We start from the raw sequence: 18,269 nt of genomic DNA on the forward strand, positions 1-18,269 counted from the left end.
CGTGCGACGTGGCTGCAAGATTTAATACAGTGTAGTTGGAGTCCCGGACTGCGCAGCGGTTCGCCTGGTTTCGCGCGACGAGGCGATTAGCGCGGTAACGCGATCTGAACCTGATCGCGGCCGTTGTGCTTGGCGGCATAGAGGGCCTGATCGGCTCGCTCCAGCAATGCCGATGAGCTGGAATGGCCGTCGGTCTCGCTGATGCCGGCACTCAGCGACACGCTGAACACCCTGGAATCTGCATGGAAGGGTAGCGCTGAGAAGCGTTGACGGATTTCATCGAAGATCTGCCTGGCCTGCTCCAGGTTGCAGTCAGGCAATACCGCGACGAATTCCTCGCCACCATAGCGGCCGAGGCTGTCGATGCGGCGCAGGCGCTGACGCATCAGGTTGGCCAGCGATCGGATGACATTGTCACCGGCCGCGTGGCCGTACTGGTCGTTGACCTGCTTGAAATGGTCGAGATCGAGCATGACCACGCTCGCGGGTTTGCCGCTGCGCAGCGCGCGCTCCACTTCCAAGGCGACCTGCTCCTTGATATCGGCATGTTTGAGCAGCCCGGTGAGGCTGTCGCGCGACAGCGCCATACTCAGCGCGCGGGCTCGCTGTGCATGGGAAAGCACCGCGGCGGTCAAGGCGCCGTCGCCGATGGGTTTGGTGATGAAATCGTCGCCCGCCTTGAGCAGCGCCGCCATTTGCCGGTTGATGTCGGTTTCGCCGGAGAGGTAGATGAGCGTCACGCGCAACCACTCGTCATTGAGCCGAATCATCTGCGCCAGTTCGAGCCCGGTGAAATCTGGCATGTTCATGTCGAGCAGCACCACCTCGGGATTGAACGCCCGCATGACCTCGAACAGCTGGCTGGGATCGGTCAGGGTCTGCACCAGCATCTGCGAATTGCGCAGCACCAGGCTGTAACGCGCCGCCAGATCGGTATCGTCATCGACGATCAGCACTCGGTATGGCTCGCTTAGCTGCAGGTTGAGGCAGTTTTCCAGCTTGTTTTCCAGCTGGGTAACGTCCAGCGGACGCGTGAAATAGCCTTTAGCGCCGGCGCGTACGGCCGCCAACTGACTGTCGAAATCGACGTGATGGCCGATCACCAGCAGGGGCAACGGCGATTCCAGGGTCTGCTGCAGCCTGTCCACCTCCTCGAGCTCAGCCTCGTGCTGGCTGACGATCAGGGCGTCCGGCAACTGCCCCTGGATAGCGGTCTGCAGAAGGTGGGGTTCCGGAAACAGCAGCACGTCGTAGCCGAAATTGCTCAATGTTCGGCACATTTCCTGTCCGGCTTCGACATTTTTTTCGAGTAGATAAATGCGGCAGCCTGCCGGCAATTGTTCGTGGTTCTCCAATGGCTCGGCCTGGCCGAGGGTTCCGGTCTGCGCGGCAGCGGCCAGTTGGTGGATGGCCTGAGTCAGCGCGGAGAGTGCCTGACCGCTGGGCCTGGCCGCGTTCAGCCAGCAATCGGCACGCTGCTCGAGCAACCGCGACTGCTCGCCCAGAGCGGTGAAGCCGAAGGTGCCCGCCGTGCCCGCCAGGCGGTGCAGACGTTGGTGAAGATCAATCACCATCTGCCGGCGCTGCTCCTGCTCATGAATTAGCAACAACCGCTCGGCACCTTGTTCGAGGGCCGCCAATTCCTCTTCCAGGCGGTCGGCAAACTTCTCGTTCAGAGCTTGCAGTTTGTCGTGCAACGCTTCGTTGGCGCTGTCATTCATGCTCAGCATTCCATACTTCATTCAGCTGCGCCGCCAGCTGTAAGGGGTCGAAGGGTTTGTGAAGCATCTTGCGCACACCGAGCCGCCGGAATTCTTCCGGATCGGTGGGCGTGTGCGACTGGCCGGTGAGTAGTACCACCGGCGTGGCCCGCAAGTCGATCAGCTGCGCCAGCTGGCACAGCAGCTCCATACCGCTCATTCGCGGCAGCATCATGTCCATCAGAATCATGTCCGGGGCGAAGTGTTGGACCTGATCCAGCGCTTCCTGGCCAGAGGCGCAGCTGAGCACCTCGAAGCCACCAATTTTTTCCAGGGCGACCCGGGTCACCACCCGGATGGAAGGCACGTCTTCGACATGCAGGATTCGCCGCAGCGGCTTCACGTCCGAGGCTCGTGCAGCGGATGGCAGGGCAGCTCGAACCAGAAACAGGCGCCTGCACCGGGTGTCGAATCGAAACCGATCTGTCCGGCCATATGCTCGATCAACTCCTTGCTGATGGCCAATCCCAGGCCGGTGCCGCCTTGTTGCCGGGTATCGGAGGCGTCCGCCTGGGCGAACTTGCTGAATATCCGTGAGCGGAATGCATCGGCGATACCCGGCCCCTTGTCACGGACACTCACGCGCACCTTGCGATCATCAACTGCTTCGGCCCACAGCTCAACGATTTCGCCGGGCGGTGAATACTTCGCCGCATTGGACAGCAGATTGCTCAATACCTGTTCCAGACGCATCGTATCGACCTCGATCAATACGGCCGGACAACTGCGCAGTTCGATAGTGACAGCATAGCTCTCGGCGTACCCCTGGTTGCTACGAAGGGCTTGCTCCAGCAATGGCTGCAGCGGTTGCCGCTGAAACTCGAAGCGCATCTTGCCGGCGTTGAGCTTGTCGATGTCGAGCAGGTCATCGATCAGCGCGCTCAGGCGTTTGCTGTTCTGGTGGGCGATCTCGAGCAACTCCTGCAGATGCTCCGGCACCTCGCCCATCACCTGCCCGCAAATCAGCCCCAGCGAAGCGGTGATAGAGGTCAGCGGCGTGCGCAGTTCATGGCTGACGGTCGAAACGAAATCACGCTGCAGGTTTTCGATCTGCTTGCGTTCGGTGATGTCATGCAGCACCACCACCGCACCGCTCTGCTGGCCATTGGATGCATACATTGGATCGGCGTTGGCCAGCACATGGCGGGCCTTGCCGTGCAGCACGATGGCCATTTCCACGTTGCGGATCTGCTCGCCACGCAGCGCGCGCATCAGCGGGACCTCGTCGTAAGCCATCGGCGTCACGCCGTCGGCTTGGTAGAGGCGGTAGACGTTCGGCCACTGTTCCGGTGCAAGGCGTTGCGCGTCGAGCCCGTGCCAGCGTCGGGCGGTGTGATTGAACAGGGTCAGATTGCCTTCGGCATCGCAGGCCACGACGGCCTCGGACAGCGCCTCAAGTAGGCGTCGATTCATTTCCTGCTGCTTGTCCAGCTCCAGCTGCTCGGCTTTGCGCTCGGTGATGTCGGTCACCAACCCGTGCCAGAGCACCGAGCCATCTGCCTGACACATCGGCGTGGCGCGCGCCTCGACCCAGATACAGCCCTTGCGCGGATGGTTGATCCGGTGCTCGAAATGCCACGGCGTGAGCGTCGAGGCTGCGTGGCGGATGCTCGCCAGCACATGCTCGCGATCCTCGGGATGAACCCGTTCGTAGACCGGACCAATGCTTGGCGCCATCTCGGCCGCGCCCAGCCCGTAAATGTCTTCGACGCCTTCGCTGAGGTAGGGGAATGAGCTGTTGCCATCGGGCTTCCAGCAGAACTGGAACAGCATGCCTGGGACTTGCGCGGCAATCTGCTGCAGACGTAGCTGCAAGTGCTCCTGATGGGCCAGATCATAGGCGCTGACGATGTAGCCGCGCAGCAGCTCGTGTTCGTCATGGATCGCCGAGACATTCAACAGTACGGGCACGCTGTCGCCGTTGCGATGCAGCAGGCGCCATTCGCGCATCTCGCGACGCCCTTCGAGCAGCGGCGCGGTGAGAACGGCGAACCCCGGCGCGACGGGCTCACCCAGTTCGTTACTGAGAATGGCCGCGCGGCGGGCCAGGGCGGCCGGCGGAAACAACACCGAGGTCAGTGGATGACCGATCAGCATCTGCTCGGAATAGCCGAACAGCCGCTCGGCCGTCGGGTTGACCCCCGATATCCGCCCTTCGGCGGTGGTGACCAGCATCGCGCTTGCGGCGCTGTTGAGCAGGGCCTGTTGCAGCGCTGCCTGTTCGGCATAGCGGTGCGCCTGCAGTCGCTCCTCGAACAGTCGCATGATTTGGCGGCTCAAGCGCACCAAGGCGCCGCGTTGCGCCTCGCTGAGCTGGCGCGGCTGGCGGTCGATCACGCACAGCGTGCCGAGGTTGTAGCCATCCGGGGTGGTCAACGGCGCGCCGGCGTAGAAACGGATGTGCGGGTCGTCGGTCACCAGCGGGTTGTCGCGAAAGCGTTGATCCTGGCTCGCGTCATCGATCTCGAAAATGCCCTGACCTTCGATGGTATGAGTGCAGAAGGAAATGTCCCGTGGCGTCTCGCTGACCTCCAGACCAATGCGACTCTTGAACCACTGGCGATGGTCGTCCACCAGCGAGATCAGGGCGATGGGGGTGTCGCAGATGTATGCAGCCAATTGGGCGAAATCGTCAAAGGCGGACTCGTCCGGCGTGTCGAGAATCTCGTAGCGCAGCAGCGCAGCGAGTCGGGACAGCTCACGGGGGGCGGGCATCGATTTCGGTGACTCCATCTGGCGGGCCTTTCTCGCTGGGTTGAGGGCTGGTCGATGACGGCTAATCGCCGTCGGCGTCCCAGATGGCTTGGATCTGGCTGGCCAGACGCATCGGGTCGAAGGGCTTGATGATGACGTCGCGCGCGCCGAGGTTGCGCAGATGTTCGATCTCGCCGGGCTGTACCTTGGCGGTCATGAAGGCCACCGGTACCTGTGCCAGGTCAATCCGCTCGCCGAGTTTGGTCAGGGTCTCAGTGCCGCCCATGCCGGGCATCATCACGTCGAGCAGGATGAAGTGGGGGACGAAGCGTTCAACCTCCTCCAAGGCCTGCAGGCCGGACGAGCAGGACAGCACCTGATAACCACCGATCATCTCCAGCGCGACCTTGACCACCGCCTGGATGGAGGGGTCGTCCTCGACGTGCATAATCCGTTTCAGCTCGGTCATGCGGGACCTCCGACAACAATACTTCGAGCGCTCGAAACGAGCAGTTTGCCACCTTGCAGGTATGCTGGCACATCGCTCACGAAAAATAGCCTTACAGACGGAATAGCCCGGGGTTGCTGACGTTCGGCTGATGCGGGGCAGCTGTTCGAAAACGGGCCGAGCCGATGCGCAGCCGCCCGCAGTTGCGGTTTCGTCCCAAGGCTTCACAGCGTTCGACTTCGCGGCCAGACGAGAATTTCCCCGTGCGAACCCTTCTCGCGGCTCATTTACCGGGCTCAGGTGAGTGGCATCTGCAGGCTACACGCTGCAAATGCCGGACTAGAGCTGTCGATAGCGCAGCCGCGACCGGGCGACGGCGGCCATCCGTTGCGCTCGCGCCGGCAGCTGGCCGCCGGACGGGCCTTGGCCTCGTCGCAAAATCGATATCTTGCGACGGGCGGGTGCGGCAATACGCCGCCATAAGCAGATAATGTTCGGGTGCTGGCATTGCCGGCCTGTGTTTCTCTTCGCTGCGAGGCTGCAACAACTATGTGGTACACCGGTTTCCTCGACCTTTCGGCCTGGGGGGTGATCGCCGCCACCCTGCTTTTGACTCACGTGACGATCGTTGCCGTTACCGTCTACCTCCATCGTTATTCCGCTCACCGTTCGCTCGAGCTCAACGCAGGGCTCAAGCATTTCTTCCGTTTCTGGCTGTGGCTTACCACGGCGATGAACACCCGCGAATGGACCGCCATTCATCGCAAGCACCACGCCAAATGCGAAACCCCGGACGATCCGCACAGTCCGGTGCAGAAGGGCCTGGGCACGGTTCTGCGGCGGGGCGCCGAGCTGTATATGGAAGAGGCGAAAAACGAAGAAACCCTGCGCATCTATGGCAAGAACTGTCCGGACGACTGGATCGAGCGCAACCTGTATTCGCGTTTCCCCAACCTGGGCATCGTGCTGATGCTCGGCCTCGATCTGGCACTGTTCGGTGTCCTGGGCCTGACGGTCTGGGCGGTGCAGATGATCTGGATCCCGCTCTGGGCCGCTGGGGTGGTCAACGGGCTGGGGCACGCTGTGGGCTATCGTAACTTCGAGTGCCGCGACGCGGCGACCAATCTAGTGCCGTGGGGCATCCTCATCGGCGGCGAAGAGTTGCACAACAATCACCATACCTATCCGAATTCGGCCAAGCTGTCGGTGCGCAAGTGGGAATTCGACATGGGTTGGGCCTGGATCAAGTTGTTCAGTCTGTTCGGGCTGGCGAAGGTGAACCGCACCGCGCCTATCGCCCATCGCGTCACGCCCAAGCATCAGCTGGACATGGACAGTGCCATGGCGATTCTCAACAACCGCTTCCAGATCATGGCGCAGTACCGCAAATTGGTCATCAAGCCGTTGGTGCGCCTGGAGCTGGATCGCGCCGATGCATCGGTGCGTCATCAGTTCCGCCGGGCCAAACGGCTGCTGTCGCGCGAGCCGAGCCTGCTGCAGCACGAGCAACAGGCGCGTATCGCCGTGATCCTCGAACAGAGCCAGTCGCTGCGGGTGATCTATGAGCAGCGCTTGGCGTTGCAGCAGATCTGGACCCGTACCAGCGCCAACGGGCATGACATGCTCGCGGCGATCAAGCAATGGGTTCAGGACGCCGAAGCCAGCGGTATCCAGTCGCTACGCGAGTTTGCCGAGCACCTGAAAACCTACTCATTAAGACCAGCCGTCGCCCTGGCATGACCTTCGATCGACACGATCACTGACGGGGGGGCGAACTGGAACTTTGCCCATCTGGCACTCTCTGATGGGCATTCTGGTGCTAACGCGACAGCTGCCCCTGCGGGTCTCCGCTGGTGCCTGGCGCCTTTCGGAACGCAGGTATGAATTTCGTGAAGCAGCGAAGCGAAGTGGGGGCCGGCATTCTGCCTCCGACCGAGGCGCAAACTTTGTTGGCTTTGATGCACGCGCGCGCCGAGGTCGAACGCCTCAGCGAGCGAGAGCAGCTGTTCAGTACCCTCATGGGTGCCGTCAACGCGGTGCTCTGGGCCTTCGACTGGCAAGCCCAGCAGATGATCTATGTCAGCCCGGCGTACGAGCAGGTGTTCGGTCGCTCCGCCGCTTTGCTGCTGGCGGATTTCGGCGAGTGGCGCAACAGCATTTATCCGGACGATTCGGAATACGCCCAGCAGAGCTTGCTCGAAGTGCTGGAAAAGGGCTCCGTCGAAGCGCGCGAATATCGCATCATCCGCGCCGACGGGCAGCTGCGCTGGCTTAGCGACAAGTGCTTCATCGCACGCAATGCGGACAACTCGCGCGGGCCGATCATTGTCGGGATCGCCGAAGACATTACGGAAAAGAAGCAGCTCGAAGGTGAGCTGCAGCGTCTGGCCACCGTCGACGTGCTGACTCAAAGCAGCAACCGCCGCTACTTCTTCGAATGCGCCCAGCGTGAATTCGACCTGGCTCGGCAATACGCCACCTCGCTGGCGTTTCAGCTGCTGGACATCGACGACTTCAAACGGATCAACGATACCCATGGCCATCAGATGGGCGATCAGGTGTTGCAGCGCGTGGCCCAGTGCGGTTCATCCGTGTTGCGCCGTGGCGACCTGTTCGGCCGCATTGGCGGTGAAGAATTTGCCTTGCTGCTACCCGGTTGCCAGCCAGACCTCGCCGAGCAGATCGCCGAGCGCCTGCAGCGCGAAATCCAGCGGCTGGTCTTCACCAGCCCGGACGGCCAGCGCTTCGGCGTCACCATCAGCCTTGGCGTGACCTACCTCCGGGCCAGCGACCCGGACCTCAGCGCGCTGTTCGCCCGCGCCGACGCGGCCATGTATACGGCCAAGCGTCTGGGCAAGAATCAGGTGATCGTGTCCTGAGTGGCGCCTCGGGCTGGTACGGCGTCGCTCGCCGCGACCGATGGCCTATGCCGTCGGTCGCGGATGCTGTCACTGCGTGAACTGCTGAGCTAACCCTTCCATCTCTTGCTTGAACTCATCGCATTTGGCCTGACGTTCAGACGCCGGAATGGTTGCCCATTTTGCTTTCGCCTCGCTTGCACCGGCGTTGAAGGCTTTGTCAAAAGCGGCCGCGTCCATACCGTTTTGGATCGACAGGGCTCTTTGCTTCTCTTTTTGCTCGGCCAGCTGTTCGTCCGAGGAATCCCCGCAGACCTTGGCCGTCGTGTGCATAGAGCCGCCGAAGTTCGCCAGTTGGGTGTGCATGTTCGACATCATCATCTGATGACTCGGTTCCTGAGCCTGTCCGCTGAGGCTGATCAGCATGAGTACGCCGGCCATGGAAAGCGTTTGCAGCCCTGTCGCTAAAGACATGTTCGCTCCTGTTTCCTGTTTTTATATTCTGCGCTGTCGCTGCGCTTAGTTTGTTCATTGCCTTGCCCGTTCAGTTTCTGTGACGTCAACGAAGCATCTTGTGAACGGCAACCGCACCTTCAATGGCTTGGTCGTTGGTGATGCCCCGCATGCTCTCGACTTTCTGCAGCGCAATGCCTCCCGCCGCCGCGGTAACGGTGACTCTGCCGACAACCACCTGCGGGCCAACGATGCCCAGCTGGGCAGCAGGATCCAGCTGCTTGCTCGGGTCCACGACGAATCCACCAATGTCCTCAACCCTGTGATCGTCGTAGATCATCCCCATCTGTCGAAGCAGCTTCGCGTCCGACGGCTCCGGGTCCACGCTGATGGCGATGGCCAAGCCGCCGCCCTTGACCATCTCGAACGCGTTGCCGGACTGCGTTTCCTTAGATAGCCAGGTGCAGTTGATGCCGTAGACATTCACATTGTCATAGCGGCCGCCGTCTTCTTCGTCGACCAGCACCAGGCCGTCGATCATCGGCCCAAGCGTTGCGCCTATCTGGTTGCAGTTGGGAAGTTGCTCCAGGGTCGGCGGGACGTAGTCAGCGCTGGGATCGGCGCCGGGGTCGCCATCGTCATCGCAGCCGCCGGTGACAAGCGCAAGGGCCAACAAAGCCGGCCGGGCAGAACGGGGCATCAGCACAGCAGCATGTTCCTGTTCATAGTCAGGTGATCGGGATGGCGACCGCGGTGCTGGCGCCGCCGCCGTCTGAAAGCCTGAACTCTAGACCAGATCGGCTGCGCTTCAAGGAAGCGAGATCAGACAGAGCGTTAGGGTGCTTCGCGGTAGACGTCGTCGAACCGAACATTCATCCCGCCGCAATGGCTGTTGTCGCTCACGACCAGGTTACCGGCAACGTACTGCAAGGTGACACTGCAGTCGTGGTCGCCATCACCCTCGGCGATCTTCAGCAGATCGCCGGAAGGCTGTGCCTTGCCCGCGAATGCACCGACATGCACGATCCGCTCGCCATGGCTGTTGAGACCGCCATACCAGATCGCCTCGCCTTCGGCGAAAAGCGGGCCGGTCGGCGAGGGACGGCTGATGACGATGCTGTTGCCGCCCGCAATCGGCAGCCAGCGGCCGATCCAGACATCAGTCGACGGTGTTGGCGCGGTTCTGCTGCTGACATTGCGTGCGGGCAGCCATCCGACGAACTCGCGTTTCTCGGCGAAGTACCAGACGCATGCCCAGCCATCCGCCTGGTTGCCGACAAGGAGCCTGTCGCCGTCCACGAGATAGGCCTTCTGCAGGCAGGACTCATCTTCGGGGCAGCCGGCGGCGTCGTTTCTGAAATGCACCCGCTGGCCACTATCAGCGACCACTTCGGCCTGGCGCACCTGACCTGCGAATGCCGGGAATAAGCCGTTGCGGCACGAATAGGCCTCGATCGCCTGAACCGGTGGTGCCAGCAACATGCACAGTAGAACGGCTCTGAAAAGCATGGCCGGCGACCTTCTCTGATGGGTGCGCTACGCCGAAGAGCGGCTCGACGCGGCGGGCTGCTGTTGGGTAATGCAGTGGATGTTGCCGCCGCCGAGCAGAATCTCGCGACCCGGCACCATGACCACCTGGTGATTGGGAAACAGTCGCGCCAGGATGGTTTCAGCTTCCTGATCCAGCGGATCACCGAACGACGGGGCGATGATGCCCCCATTGACGATCAGGAAGTTCACGTAGCTGCCCGCCAGGCGGATCGAGGGATCACGCGGCTGGGTGCCCACCAGCGGCACGACACCGGCGCATTCCTGCTCGGTAGCGTGCAGCGGGCCGGGAATCGGCATCTTGTGTACGGTCAGCGGACGATCCCACGCATCCCGTGCCTGCTCCAGCACGCGCATGGCGGCCTGGCAACGCTCGTAGTTGGGGTTGTCGCGATCGTCCGTCCAGGCCAGCAGCACTTCGCCTGGACGGACGAAGCAGCAGAAATTGTCCACATGGCCGTCGGTCTCGTCGTTGTACAGGCCGTGCGGCAACCAGATGACCTTGTCGATCGCTAGATAATCGGCGAGAACCGCTTCGATTTCTTCGCGGGACAGGTGTGGGTTGCGGTTGTGGTTGAGCAGACACTCCTCGGTGGTGATCAGGGTGCCTTCGCCGTCGACGTGAATCGAGCCGCCTTCAAGCACGAAGCCCTCGGTGCGGTAGCGATCGCAGCGCTCTATTTCGAGGATCTTGCGTGCCACCTCATCGTCGCGCTGCCAATCTTCGTAGAGCCCGCCCTCCAGCCCGCCCCAGGCATTGAACGTCCAGTCGACACCCCGTAAACCGCCCTTGCCGTTGATCACGAAGGTCGGCCCCGTGTCGCGCACCCAGGCGTCGTCGCTACTAATCTCCACCAGCCGGATGCGCGCGTCGTCCAGCTGTTCCCGCGCGGTCACGTACTGCTCGGCGGTGGCACAGACGGTGACGGGCTCGAAGCGCGCAATGGCTTTGGCCACCGCGGTAAAGGCCGCTTGCGCCGGCGTGCCCTGGTCGCGCCAGTTGTCCGGGCGCTGCGGCCAGACCATCCAGGTCTGGCTGTGCGGGGCCCATTCGGCAGGCATGTGGTAGTCGTCGGCGCGCGGGGTCGTGGTCAGTGTGGTCATGGGTTTACCTGGCAAGGACGGCAATTTTCGAGGCCGGGATACGATCGGCCATTCATCAGGGACGAACTATCTGACCACGCCGGACAGGATTCAGCCGCACCAAAGCTGTGCGGTTGCATCCTGTGCCGATCAGAGGCCGGGCTCAGGACTCCAGCGAACCATCCAATGTCTTGATCGGGCTGTACAGGTTCGGCCGGCGGTCACGGAACACGCCCCAGGCACTGCGGATGTGCTCCAGCTGATCGAGATCGAACTCGTGCACCAGCACACCTTCGCTGGTTTCGTCCATTTCCTCGACCTTGGCGCCGAACTGGTCGGCAATAAAGGACGAGCCATAGAAGGTGATGTCGTAGCCGTCCTGCTCTTCCTTGCCGATGCGGTTGCTGGCGATCAGCGGCATCAGGTTGGCGCCGGCATGGCCCTGCTGAACGCGCTGCCAGTGGTCGCGCGAGGTGATGTTGGGGTCATGCGGCTCGCTGCCGATGGCGGTGGGGTAGAACAGCAGCTCGGCGCCCATCAGCGCCATGCTGCGCGCCGTCTCGGGGAACCACTGGTCCCAGCAAATGGCCACGCCGATCTTGGCGTAGCGGGTGTTCCAAACCTTGAAGCCGGTGTCGCCCGGGTTGAAGTAGTACTTCTCGTGATAGCCGGGGCCGTCTGGAATGTGACTTTTGCGATAGACGCCGAGGACCTTGCCGTCGGCATCGATGATAGCGATGGAATTGAAACGCGCACGGCCGGCGACCTCGAAGAAGCTGACCGGCAGCACCACCTGCAGCTCGGCGGCGATTCGCTGGAAATGCTGGATCGCCGGGTTCTCCTCGACCGTGGTGGCCAGCTGCAGATACTCCGGATTCGGTTTCTGGCAGAAGTAGGGCGTCTCGAACAGCTCCTGGATCAGGATTACCTGCGCGCCCTTGGCGGCTGCTTCGCGAACCAGCTTCTCGGCATTGGCAATGTTGGCTTGGCGATCCCAGGAGCAAGCCATCTGGGTAGCGGCGACGGTAACGGTGCGGGACATGGAAAACCTCGCGGATGCGGCGTGAGTGTGAACCCTACCTCGGGCGGAGCGGAATTTATTCGATACTTATCCGCTTTTAAAGCGTTATTTTTTGCCAGGGCTGCTTAGATGACCACCGGTTATCGATAAGTATCGGTCATGCGTTCGACTAATCACGTTTGGGCAGAAACGGCGGAAGATAAAGACCCAGATACGCATCGAATACTCGCATGCCTTCTTCCGCCATTCGCTTCGTAATATGACCGTGCTCCTGCACGGACCGCGCATACACCCGGTCGCCCAGTTCCAGCGCGAGGGCGAACACCTCGATATCGCCGGGCAGTGGGGGAAGATGGAAATGCCGTTCAAAAAGGACCCGCATCAGTTCACCGAGTTCGACGTCGTGCTGGCGGTCCGCCTGGGTGACTTCGGTCAGGCCATGCTGTGTCAGGATCAGTTGCCGGGCCGCGGCATCGTCCTCATAGATCATCAGCATGCGTCGTTCGATCAGCCGGGACAGGTCTTGCCAGCGGTTCAACGTCTGTGGGTCGACGGGCTGCTCAAGGCTGGCCCGAAAGGCCGCATGCACGTCGGCCGTTAGCGCGCGGAGCAGCGCCGGTACGCTGGCGAAGAAATGATAGACGGAGGACGGCGGAATCGCCGCCCGCTCTGCCACGCTGTAGATCGACAGGCCAACCACCCCCTGTTCGGCGAGCAGTTCGCGGGCGGCCGCGAGAATCTGCGCAATCCGCGCCTGGCTACTGGCGCGAGGCTTGCGGCTGGTGGGAATGTTTGAGGAAGGGGTGGCTGCGCTCATGGATCCTATTGGATGCCAGGGCGGCGCCAGATGCAACGGCTTTGGCCGTCTTGCCCGCCGCCAGGATTAACGCCGTTGTCGGTCCCTACCAGCACGCTATCCCCCTGCTTGGAGCTGCCGCGGTGACAAGGCGGAGATTCGGGGTATGAGCCGGTTACATGCTCCGGCCGAGACGTCGTCTAAAGTAACAGAGGCGCGAATTGATAGACCGGACGGAGTCGGTGGAGCCCATTCTGGACGCAGCACCAGTCGGTAGGCTCGGTACATGTGATGGGTAACTGACGGCTGAGCAGGTCTCCGATGAGCTTGAAAAATCACTTCGAATTAATGGCTTCCTACAACCAATGGATGAATTCAAAGATCTATCAGGCTGCGGGTCAGCTAGGTAGAGATGAACTGGCGATGGACCGTGGAGCTTTTTTTGGTTCGATTTTGGGTACGCTGAACCACATCCTGGTTGCCGATATCATTTGGCTGAAGCGCTTTGCTACACCGCCGCACGGCCTGCCCGCTCTGCGCGAAATCGTCGAGCTTCCATATCCGAGTCGCCTGGATCAGATACTTTTTGAAGACGTTGCCGCCTTGTCCGAGCGAAGGTTCTGGTTGGATCGCCAGATCTGCAGTTGGGTCAGTGAGCTCTCCAACGACGACTTGGAGCTCGACCTCAGCTACCGCAACACCAAAGGAGTTCCGGGTAATAAACGGTTTTCGAGCCTGATTCTTCACTTCTTCAACCATCAGACTCACCACCGCGGTCAGGTAACGACGCTGCTATCTCAGGCGGGTAGGAATGTCGATGTTACCGACCTTCTGGCTTTGATTCCGGATGAGGGCAATCTATAGCCCTTTGCATCTGGCCTATGAGAAGGAGCTAGCAATTCATTCCGACCGACGCCGTTCCGTGGCGCGGCTTAATTGAGGCGTTAGAGAGGCTTTAACGACATGGACCTAGCCACCTTTACTACGCGAGAACTGCTCAATCTCCAGGCCGTCGTAATAGGCGAGCTTAGAAACAGGGGCATTCTTCGAACGAAAAATAATCCTGTCGGTGATTATGCCGAATGGCTGGTTTCTTCAGCCTTGAATTTAAAGCTCGCAAAGAACTCAGCGGCAGGCCATGACGCTGAGTCTGATTCCGGTCGAAAATTTCAAATAAAGGCCCGCCACGTAACTGCCGACAATCGATCTAGACAGTTAGGGGTAATACGGAATCTGGAGAAAATGGACTTCGATGAGCTCGTCGCTGTTATTTTTGACGAGTCGTATGAAGTTGTTGTGGCTGTATCCATCCCTCACGTCGTAATCGCGGACTACAGCATCTATCGGGCGCATGTTAACGGCCATATCCTGCATATCCGCGGAGCGTTATTGTCCGACAGCCGTGTTCGAGACATTGGCGCAGAATTAAAGAACTCCAACCATGTGCTCAAAACCCTCGCTTCGTTTGCTGGGTAGCTAAGCCCGCTCGTATGACCGTTCCTTCCGCTCGCCAACCCCGGCCCTTAACCAAACGCCAGCCCTACATCGAGCGCTCGGGGTCGTTGCTGAGGTTGCGCTGTGTGGCGTTTTGCGCCGGGGTTGGTTTCCGAGTAGAAGACGGCGGCCAGGTCGGTTCTCCCCGCTCTTCAATCACCGACGCCTTGGTATAGAAGCGTGGTGTGAGGAGAACGCATTCCTGGATTTCACACCGCTCCGTTTGCACGCAATGGAACGAGCCAACACCCGCCTCATGTTCTATCGTTAGCCGTCACCAAGGCCGCAAAGCGTAGCGCACGGAGCAAACATGGTCAGTGTCGAGTTCCTTCTCACTTCCCTCATCGTTGTGCTCATCCCCGGCACGGGCGTCATCTATACCGTCTCCACAGGGCTTACTCAGGGACGCCGAGCCAGTGTCTACGCCGCGTTGGGGTGCACTGCCGGAATAGTGCCGCACCTTCTTGCCACCGTGCTCGGCCTGGCAGCCGTCATGCACACCAGTGCCTTGGCGTTCCAGGTGCTGAAGTACGCAGGCGTCGCGTACCTCTTTTACGTCGCCTACGTCACTTGGCGCGACCGTTCCGCCTTCGCCGTCGATGGCACCTTGTCGAAGGTCTCTGCCGTGGAGCTGGTCATCAAGGCCTTCCTACTGAACATCCTCAACCCCAAGCTCACCATCTTCTTTCTCGCGTTCCTGCCTCAGTTCATCGAGCCCAATACGGCCCGGCCGCTGTTGCAGCTGCTGTTCCTCAGCGGGGTGTTCATGGCCATGACTTTCACTGTCTTCGTCATCTATGGGCTCGTTGCCCATGCGTTCCGCCGGATGGTTATCGAGTCCACCACCGTGCAGCGGTGGCTTCGCTACAGTTTCTCCGCCGCTTTTGCCTGTCTCGGAGCCAAGCTCGCCCTCAGCGAGAAATAACCCGCCCATCTCAAACGTCAGGATATACGACACGTTCTCGTTCGAACGTTAGCCGTTTAAGGAATACCGCACATGTCCATCGAACTCTGGTTTGCCTTCGTCGCCGCGTCTGCGCTCCTGCTGATCATCCCGGGCCCGACCATTCTCACGGTCATCAGCTACTCCATGGCTCACGGGCGACGAGCCAATGTGCCGCTCGTCGCTGCTGTGGCGCTGGGTGACTCAACCGCCTTGGTTGTCTCGCTTCTCGGGCTGGGCGCGTTGCTCGCCACTTCGGCCTTCTGGTTCACCGTCATCAAGTGGGCCGGCGGTCTGTATCTGCTCTATCTTGGCGTCAAGCTCCTGCGCGCAGGTATTTCGGCAACTGAACGGGTCGTACCAGCCGCGTCGGGCTCACGTTGGAAGCTGTTCGCGAACACCTACCTCGTAACCGCGCTGAACCCGAAGGGCATTGTGTTCTTCGTAGCCTTCTTGCCTCAGTTCATAGATCCGAGCGCGGGTGTCACGCAGCAGCTTTGGGTGCTTGCCATCACGTTCGTGGTCATGGCTACGCTCAATGCGACCTTGTACGCGGTCTTTGCTGGCTCGGCTCGAAAGGTGCTGTCTTCGCCAGGTGCACAGCGGCGGTTCAATCTGGCTGGCGGGTCCCTTCTGTCCATCGCGGGTGTATGGGCGCTGCTGGCCAAGCGCGCATAAAAAGGCGTGGGTGGACGTGCTTGCCCATCAGGACCGTCGCTTGACGGCTCGGCTTAAGAAGTGCCATGCGCTTGCCACGTCGGGAGCAAGACGATGAAATCACTGCGATTTCTCACGATCATGCTGACGGCCCTCAGCCTGAGCGCGGCGTTCGCCCACCTTCTGGAACTGCCGGCCAAGCTCACCTATAACGGTGCTCAATGGCTTGGCCTGCTACAAACGCTCTATCCGACCTATGGCAAGGTCTCAGGTGTTTGCGAGATCGGCGCGGTTGTCGCTGTGCTGGTGCTCGTTGTTGCCCTTAGCAGCCACCGAACGGCGTTTCTCTGGACGTTGCTTGCCGCCACTTGCCTGATCGCGACGCATGCGACTTTCTGGATATGGGTCGCTCCAGTGAACGCAGCGCTGGTGCCTCTGTCGCCTGAGACGTTGCCTGCTGACTGGACGCGGCTGCGCAATCAGTGGGAGTTTGCGCATGCCGCGCGCGCGATCCTGCAGATGTCGCACTGGCGGCGTTGGTGATCTCCATCCTCGCCGAACTTCCACCGAACGCTGGCGACGCAGAGGAGCGATCCACTTGATCGACATGGACATGTGCCGCGACCAGCAAATAATCGACTCGTGGAGAAAAAATGCTCATCAATGGGTGGTGGCGGTGCGTGGCGGGCAGGTCGCGAGCCGCAAGCTGGCTACGGATGAAGCGATAGTCAACGCAGTCATGAGCCGCGCGCCCCGTTCCGTTCTGGATGTCGGTTGCGGAGAGGGGTGGCTGGTCCGCGAGCTGGCGGCCAAAGGCGTCCATGTGCTTGGCGTGGATGCCATCCCGGACTTGCTTCAGCACGCCCAAGCGGCCGGAGCTGGACGCTTCCGCGCGGCGACCTACGAAGCGATTGCGGCGGGCATTCTGGAAGAAGCCTTCGATCTCGTCGTCTGCAATTTTTCCTTGCTGGGAAAGGAGTCGGTCGAGGTTCTGTGCAAGGCGATGCCATCGCTGTTGCGTCGGCAGGGCGCGTTCGTCGTACAAACGCTTCACCCGATAGCCGCCTGCGGGCATTTGCCGTATCTGGAGGGCTGGCGAGAAGGGTCATGGGATGGTTTCGACTCGGCTTTCACGGATCCTCCGCCCTGGTATTTCAGAACTTTGGCAAGCTGGGCGACGCTGCTATCAGAAAGTGGCTTGCGGCTTGTCGAATTGCGCGAGCCGGTCCACCCGACGAGCAGAGAACCGCTCTCGATCATATTCATTGCAGAGTTGGCGACTAACGATTCGCCGTAGCAGGCACGCTAACGCGAGCGCTTTACCCACACGTCAGATGGAAAAACGAGGTATGTGCTGATGGGCATCAAATGTCATTCACTCGGCGAAGTTCGCGACAACATCGACAGGGTCGATAGAGAAATAGTGACGTTACTCGCCGAGCGAGGAACGTTCGTCACGCAAGCAGCATCCTTCAAAGCGACGGTGGCTGAAGTAAAAGCCCCCGATCGGGTAGAGCAAGTCATCGCGAAGGTCAGATCGCTTGCGCAAGAACATGGGGCAAACCCTCGCGTGGTGGAAAGCGTTTATCGCGCCATGATTGCAGCGTTCATCGAAGCCGAGCTCACAGCTCATTCGTTGCTCGCTGAAAATGATGCACAACGCTGACCTGGGGTTTAAATCGGTTACTGGCAATCGCCTATGGCGCGTCGCCTCCTATGGGAGTTCGCATGAAGGTCAAACGCATCGTGGCCAACGTTTCCGTCGCCGATCCGGCTGTTGCGCATGCATTCTACAAAGACGTTCTGGGGCTTGACCTGGCAATGGATCATGGCTGGATTCGTACCTATACGAGTCCGGCGAACATGACCGCGCAGGTCAGCTTCGCAAGCCAGGGCGGCTCCGGCACGGCTGTCCCGGATCTTTCCATTGAGGTGGATGATTTATCTGACGCCCTGCGTCGAGTTCAGGATGCGGGTATCGCCTTGGAGTACGGCCCGGTCATCGAACCCTGGGGTGTTCGGCGCTTCTATGTCAGGGACCCGATGGGCAAGTTGATCAATATCCTGCAGCATGAGCAAAACCCGTCAACTCAGATGTGAGTGCGAGGAAGGTATGGCCAGTAGCCGCGACTTCGTGGAATACATCGCTGAACAGGTTGGCCTGGGTGGTCGCCTGACCTATCGAAAGATGTTCGGAGAGTACGCACTCTATCTTGACGGCAAGGTCGTGGCGTTCGCTTGTGACAACAGCCTCTTCGTCAAGCCATCCCAGGCCGCCTCCGATCTTGCGCCCGAGCTGCCACAACGGCCGCCGTATCCCGGCGCGAAGCACTATCCTGTCGCTGACGAGCTGCTGGACGATACCGATGTGCTTCGCCGTCTCATCATTGAAACCGCAGCGCTCATGCCTGCCCCGAAAGCCGCCAAGCCGCGCAAGATTCGTTCGGCCAGGGTAGCCAAGTCGCTCGAGCCCTGACGCAGCATTTCCGGCAGAACAGCAAGGCGCTTCAAGTC

The 18,269-nt window shown here is 60.7% G+C and carries 21 protein-coding genes; 11 read left to right on the forward strand and 10 right to left on the reverse strand.

Annotation, left to right across the window (positions count from 1 at the left end; translation table 11 throughout):
- Positions 1–86: 86 nt before the first annotated feature.
- From ACL0K2_RS14065 to ACL0K2_RS14080, 4 genes are read right to left on the reverse strand one after another with little or no spacing between them, the layout of a single operon-like run.
- Positions 87–1,721, reverse strand: a complete 1,635-nt coding sequence (locus ACL0K2_RS14065) for a diguanylate cyclase (RefSeq protein WP_413042870.1) — start codon at positions 1,719–1,721, stop codon at positions 87–89.
- Entirely contained in the window at positions 1,714–2,103 is a 390-nt protein-coding gene (locus ACL0K2_RS14070) for a response regulator (RefSeq protein WP_045164261.1), read from the reverse strand. The genes ACL0K2_RS14065 and ACL0K2_RS14070 overlap by 8 nt, the downstream gene beginning before the upstream one ends.
- A complete protein-coding gene (locus tag ACL0K2_RS14075) occupies positions 2,100–4,493 on the reverse strand; it encodes a PAS domain S-box protein (RefSeq protein ID WP_413042871.1) in 2,394 nt (797 codons plus the stop codon). The genes ACL0K2_RS14070 and ACL0K2_RS14075 overlap by 4 nt, the downstream gene beginning before the upstream one ends.
- A 43-nt stretch (positions 4,494–4,536) precedes the next feature.
- Positions 4,537–4,923 carry a response regulator gene (locus tag ACL0K2_RS14080; protein WP_045164259.1) on the reverse strand — a complete coding sequence of 129 codons (387 nt, stop codon included), beginning with the start codon at positions 4,921–4,923 and terminating at the stop codon, positions 4,537–4,539.
- A gap of 528 nt (positions 4,924–5,451) precedes the next feature.
- Between ACL0K2_RS14080 and desA the strand changes: the two genes are divergently transcribed.
- Both desA and ACL0K2_RS14090 read left to right on the forward strand, forming a co-directional pair.
- On the forward strand, positions 5,452–6,642 hold the full coding sequence (gene desA, locus ACL0K2_RS14085) for a delta-9 fatty acid desaturase DesA (protein WP_045164258.1): 1,191 nt from the start codon (positions 5,452–5,454) through the stop codon (positions 6,640–6,642).
- A 140-nt stretch (positions 6,643–6,782) separates the two neighbouring features.
- Positions 6,783–7,781 carry a GGDEF domain-containing protein gene (locus ACL0K2_RS14090; protein ID WP_413042872.1) on the forward strand — a complete coding sequence of 333 codons (999 nt, stop codon included), beginning with the start codon at positions 6,783–6,785 and terminating at the stop codon, positions 7,779–7,781.
- A 69-nt stretch (positions 7,782–7,850) separates the two neighbouring features.
- Here the strand turns inward: ACL0K2_RS14090 and ACL0K2_RS14095 are convergent, their stop codons facing one another.
- The 6 genes from ACL0K2_RS14095 to ACL0K2_RS14120 all read right to left on the reverse strand — a co-directional run bounded on the left by ACL0K2_RS14095 (position 7,851) and on the right by ACL0K2_RS14120 (position 12,682).
- Positions 7,851–8,234, reverse strand: a complete 384-nt coding sequence (locus ACL0K2_RS14095) for a hypothetical protein (protein WP_413042873.1) — start codon at positions 8,232–8,234, stop codon at positions 7,851–7,853.
- 85 nt (positions 8,235–8,319) lie between these two features.
- Entirely contained in the window at positions 8,320–8,913 is a 594-nt protein-coding gene (locus ACL0K2_RS14100; protein WP_413042874.1) for a lytic murein transglycosylase, read from the reverse strand.
- Between the two features lie 134 nt (positions 8,914–9,047).
- Positions 9,048–9,695: a hypothetical protein gene (locus ACL0K2_RS14105; RefSeq protein WP_275589535.1), complete on the reverse strand. Its 648-nt coding sequence runs from the start codon at positions 9,693–9,695 to the stop codon at positions 9,048–9,050.
- 54 nt (positions 9,696–9,749) lie between these two features.
- On the reverse strand, positions 9,750–10,865 hold the full coding sequence (aguA, locus tag ACL0K2_RS14110; RefSeq protein WP_045164253.1) for an agmatine deiminase: 1,116 nt from the start codon (positions 10,863–10,865) through the stop codon (positions 9,750–9,752).
- 142 nt (positions 10,866–11,007) lie between these two features.
- Positions 11,008–11,886, reverse strand: a complete 879-nt coding sequence (gene aguB / locus ACL0K2_RS14115; protein WP_045164252.1) for an N-carbamoylputrescine amidase — start codon at positions 11,884–11,886, stop codon at positions 11,008–11,010.
- A 148-nt stretch (positions 11,887–12,034) separates the two neighbouring features.
- Positions 12,035–12,682 carry a TetR/AcrR family transcriptional regulator gene (locus ACL0K2_RS14120; RefSeq protein WP_045164251.1) on the reverse strand — a complete coding sequence of 216 codons (648 nt, stop codon included), beginning with the start codon at positions 12,680–12,682 and terminating at the stop codon, positions 12,035–12,037.
- Positions 12,683–12,982: 300 nt separating this feature from the next.
- Here ACL0K2_RS14120 and ACL0K2_RS14125 point away from each other — a divergent pair, with 300 nt between their 5' ends.
- The 9 genes from ACL0K2_RS14125 (at position 12,983) to ACL0K2_RS14165 (ending at position 18,231) form a co-directional block, all read left to right on the forward strand.
- Positions 12,983–13,525: a DinB family protein gene (locus ACL0K2_RS14125; protein ID WP_413042875.1), complete on the forward strand. Its 543-nt coding sequence runs from the start codon at positions 12,983–12,985 to the stop codon at positions 13,523–13,525.
- A gap of 99 nt (positions 13,526–13,624) precedes the next feature.
- A complete protein-coding gene (locus tag ACL0K2_RS14130) occupies positions 13,625–14,137 on the forward strand; it encodes a DUF6998 domain-containing protein (RefSeq protein ID WP_413042876.1) in 513 nt (170 codons plus the stop codon).
- A 328-nt stretch (positions 14,138–14,465) separates the two neighbouring features.
- The gene (locus ACL0K2_RS14135) at positions 14,466–15,080 is read left to right on the forward strand and encodes a LysE family translocator (RefSeq protein WP_045164248.1); all 615 of its coding nucleotides are present in this window, start codon (positions 14,466–14,468) and stop codon (positions 15,078–15,080) included.
- A gap of 72 nt (positions 15,081–15,152) precedes the next feature.
- Positions 15,153–15,776: a LysE family translocator gene (locus tag ACL0K2_RS14140; RefSeq protein ID WP_413042877.1), complete on the forward strand. Its 624-nt coding sequence runs from the start codon at positions 15,153–15,155 to the stop codon at positions 15,774–15,776.
- A gap of 93 nt (positions 15,777–15,869) precedes the next feature.
- The gene (locus ACL0K2_RS14145; RefSeq protein ID WP_413042878.1) at positions 15,870–16,298 is read left to right on the forward strand and encodes a hypothetical protein; all 429 of its coding nucleotides are present in this window, start codon (positions 15,870–15,872) and stop codon (positions 16,296–16,298) included.
- A gap of 64 nt (positions 16,299–16,362) precedes the next feature.
- Entirely contained in the window at positions 16,363–17,052 is a 690-nt protein-coding gene (locus ACL0K2_RS14150) for a class I SAM-dependent methyltransferase (protein WP_045164391.1), read from the forward strand.
- A 60-nt stretch (positions 17,053–17,112) separates the two neighbouring features.
- The gene (locus ACL0K2_RS14155; protein ID WP_413042879.1) at positions 17,113–17,421 is read left to right on the forward strand and encodes a chorismate mutase; all 309 of its coding nucleotides are present in this window, start codon (positions 17,113–17,115) and stop codon (positions 17,419–17,421) included.
- A 62-nt stretch (positions 17,422–17,483) separates the two neighbouring features.
- Positions 17,484–17,855 (forward strand): VOC family protein, encoded by a 372-nt coding sequence (locus ACL0K2_RS14160; protein ID WP_413042880.1) that lies wholly within the window; start codon positions 17,484–17,486, stop codon positions 17,853–17,855.
- 34 nt (positions 17,856–17,889) lie between these two features.
- Positions 17,890–18,231, forward strand: coding sequence for a TfoX/Sxy family protein (locus ACL0K2_RS14165; RefSeq protein WP_413042881.1), 342 nt, complete (start codon positions 17,890–17,892; stop codon positions 18,229–18,231).
- The last annotated feature ends 38 nt before the right edge of the window (positions 18,232–18,269 follow it).

The organism is Pseudomonas sp. YJ42, from assembly GCF_047225135.1.
GTDB lineage: Bacteria > Pseudomonadota > Gammaproteobacteria > Pseudomonadales > Pseudomonadaceae > Stutzerimonas > Stutzerimonas stutzeri_E.

Coding starts and splice junctions, on each gene's coding strand:
- ACL0K2_RS14140 (WP_413042877.1), top strand. CDS start 15,153: ATGTCCATCGAACTCTGGTTTGCCTTCGTCGCCGCGTCTGCGCTCCTG.
- ACL0K2_RS14145 (WP_413042878.1), top strand. CDS start 15,870: ATGAAATCACTGCGATTTCTCACGATCATGCTGACGGCCCTCAGCCTG.
- ACL0K2_RS14075 (WP_413042871.1), bottom strand. CDS start 4,493: ATGGAGTCACCGAAATCGATGCCCGCCCCCCGTGAGCTGTCCCGACTC.
- ACL0K2_RS14100 (WP_413042874.1), bottom strand. CDS start 8,913: ATGCCCCGTTCTGCCCGGCCGGCTTTGTTGGCCCTTGCGCTTGTCACC.
- ACL0K2_RS14135 (WP_045164248.1), top strand. CDS start 14,466: ATGGTCAGTGTCGAGTTCCTTCTCACTTCCCTCATCGTTGTGCTCATC.
- ACL0K2_RS14080 (WP_045164259.1), bottom strand. CDS start 4,923: ATGACCGAGCTGAAACGGATTATGCACGTCGAGGACGACCCCTCCATC.
- aguA (WP_045164253.1), bottom strand. CDS start 10,865: ATGACCACACTGACCACGACCCCGCGCGCCGACGACTACCACATGCCT.
- ACL0K2_RS14160 (WP_413042880.1), top strand. CDS start 17,484: ATGAAGGTCAAACGCATCGTGGCCAACGTTTCCGTCGCCGATCCGGCT.
- desA (WP_045164258.1), top strand. CDS start 5,452: ATGTGGTACACCGGTTTCCTCGACCTTTCGGCCTGGGGGGTGATCGCC.
- aguB (WP_045164252.1), bottom strand. CDS start 11,886: ATGTCCCGCACCGTTACCGTCGCCGCTACCCAGATGGCTTGCTCCTGG.
- ACL0K2_RS14065 (WP_413042870.1), bottom strand. CDS start 1,721: ATGAATGACAGCGCCAACGAAGCGTTGCACGACAAACTGCAAGCTCTG.
- ACL0K2_RS14090 (WP_413042872.1), top strand. CDS start 6,783: ATGAATTTCGTGAAGCAGCGAAGCGAAGTGGGGGCCGGCATTCTGCCT.
- ACL0K2_RS14120 (WP_045164251.1), bottom strand. CDS start 12,682: ATGAGCGCAGCCACCCCTTCCTCAAACATTCCCACCAGCCGCAAGCCT.
- ACL0K2_RS14105 (WP_275589535.1), bottom strand. CDS start 9,695: ATGTTGCTGGCACCACCGGTTCAGGCGATCGAGGCCTATTCGTGCCGC.
- ACL0K2_RS14095 (WP_413042873.1), bottom strand. CDS start 8,234: ATGTCTTTAGCGACAGGGCTGCAAACGCTTTCCATGGCCGGCGTACTC.
- ACL0K2_RS14155 (WP_413042879.1), top strand. CDS start 17,113: ATGGGCATCAAATGTCATTCACTCGGCGAAGTTCGCGACAACATCGAC.
- ACL0K2_RS14150 (WP_045164391.1), top strand. CDS start 16,363: ATGGACATGTGCCGCGACCAGCAAATAATCGACTCGTGGAGAAAAAAT.
- ACL0K2_RS14130 (WP_413042876.1), top strand. CDS start 13,625: ATGGACCTAGCCACCTTTACTACGCGAGAACTGCTCAATCTCCAGGCC.
- ACL0K2_RS14125 (WP_413042875.1), top strand. CDS start 12,983: ATGAGCTTGAAAAATCACTTCGAATTAATGGCTTCCTACAACCAATGG.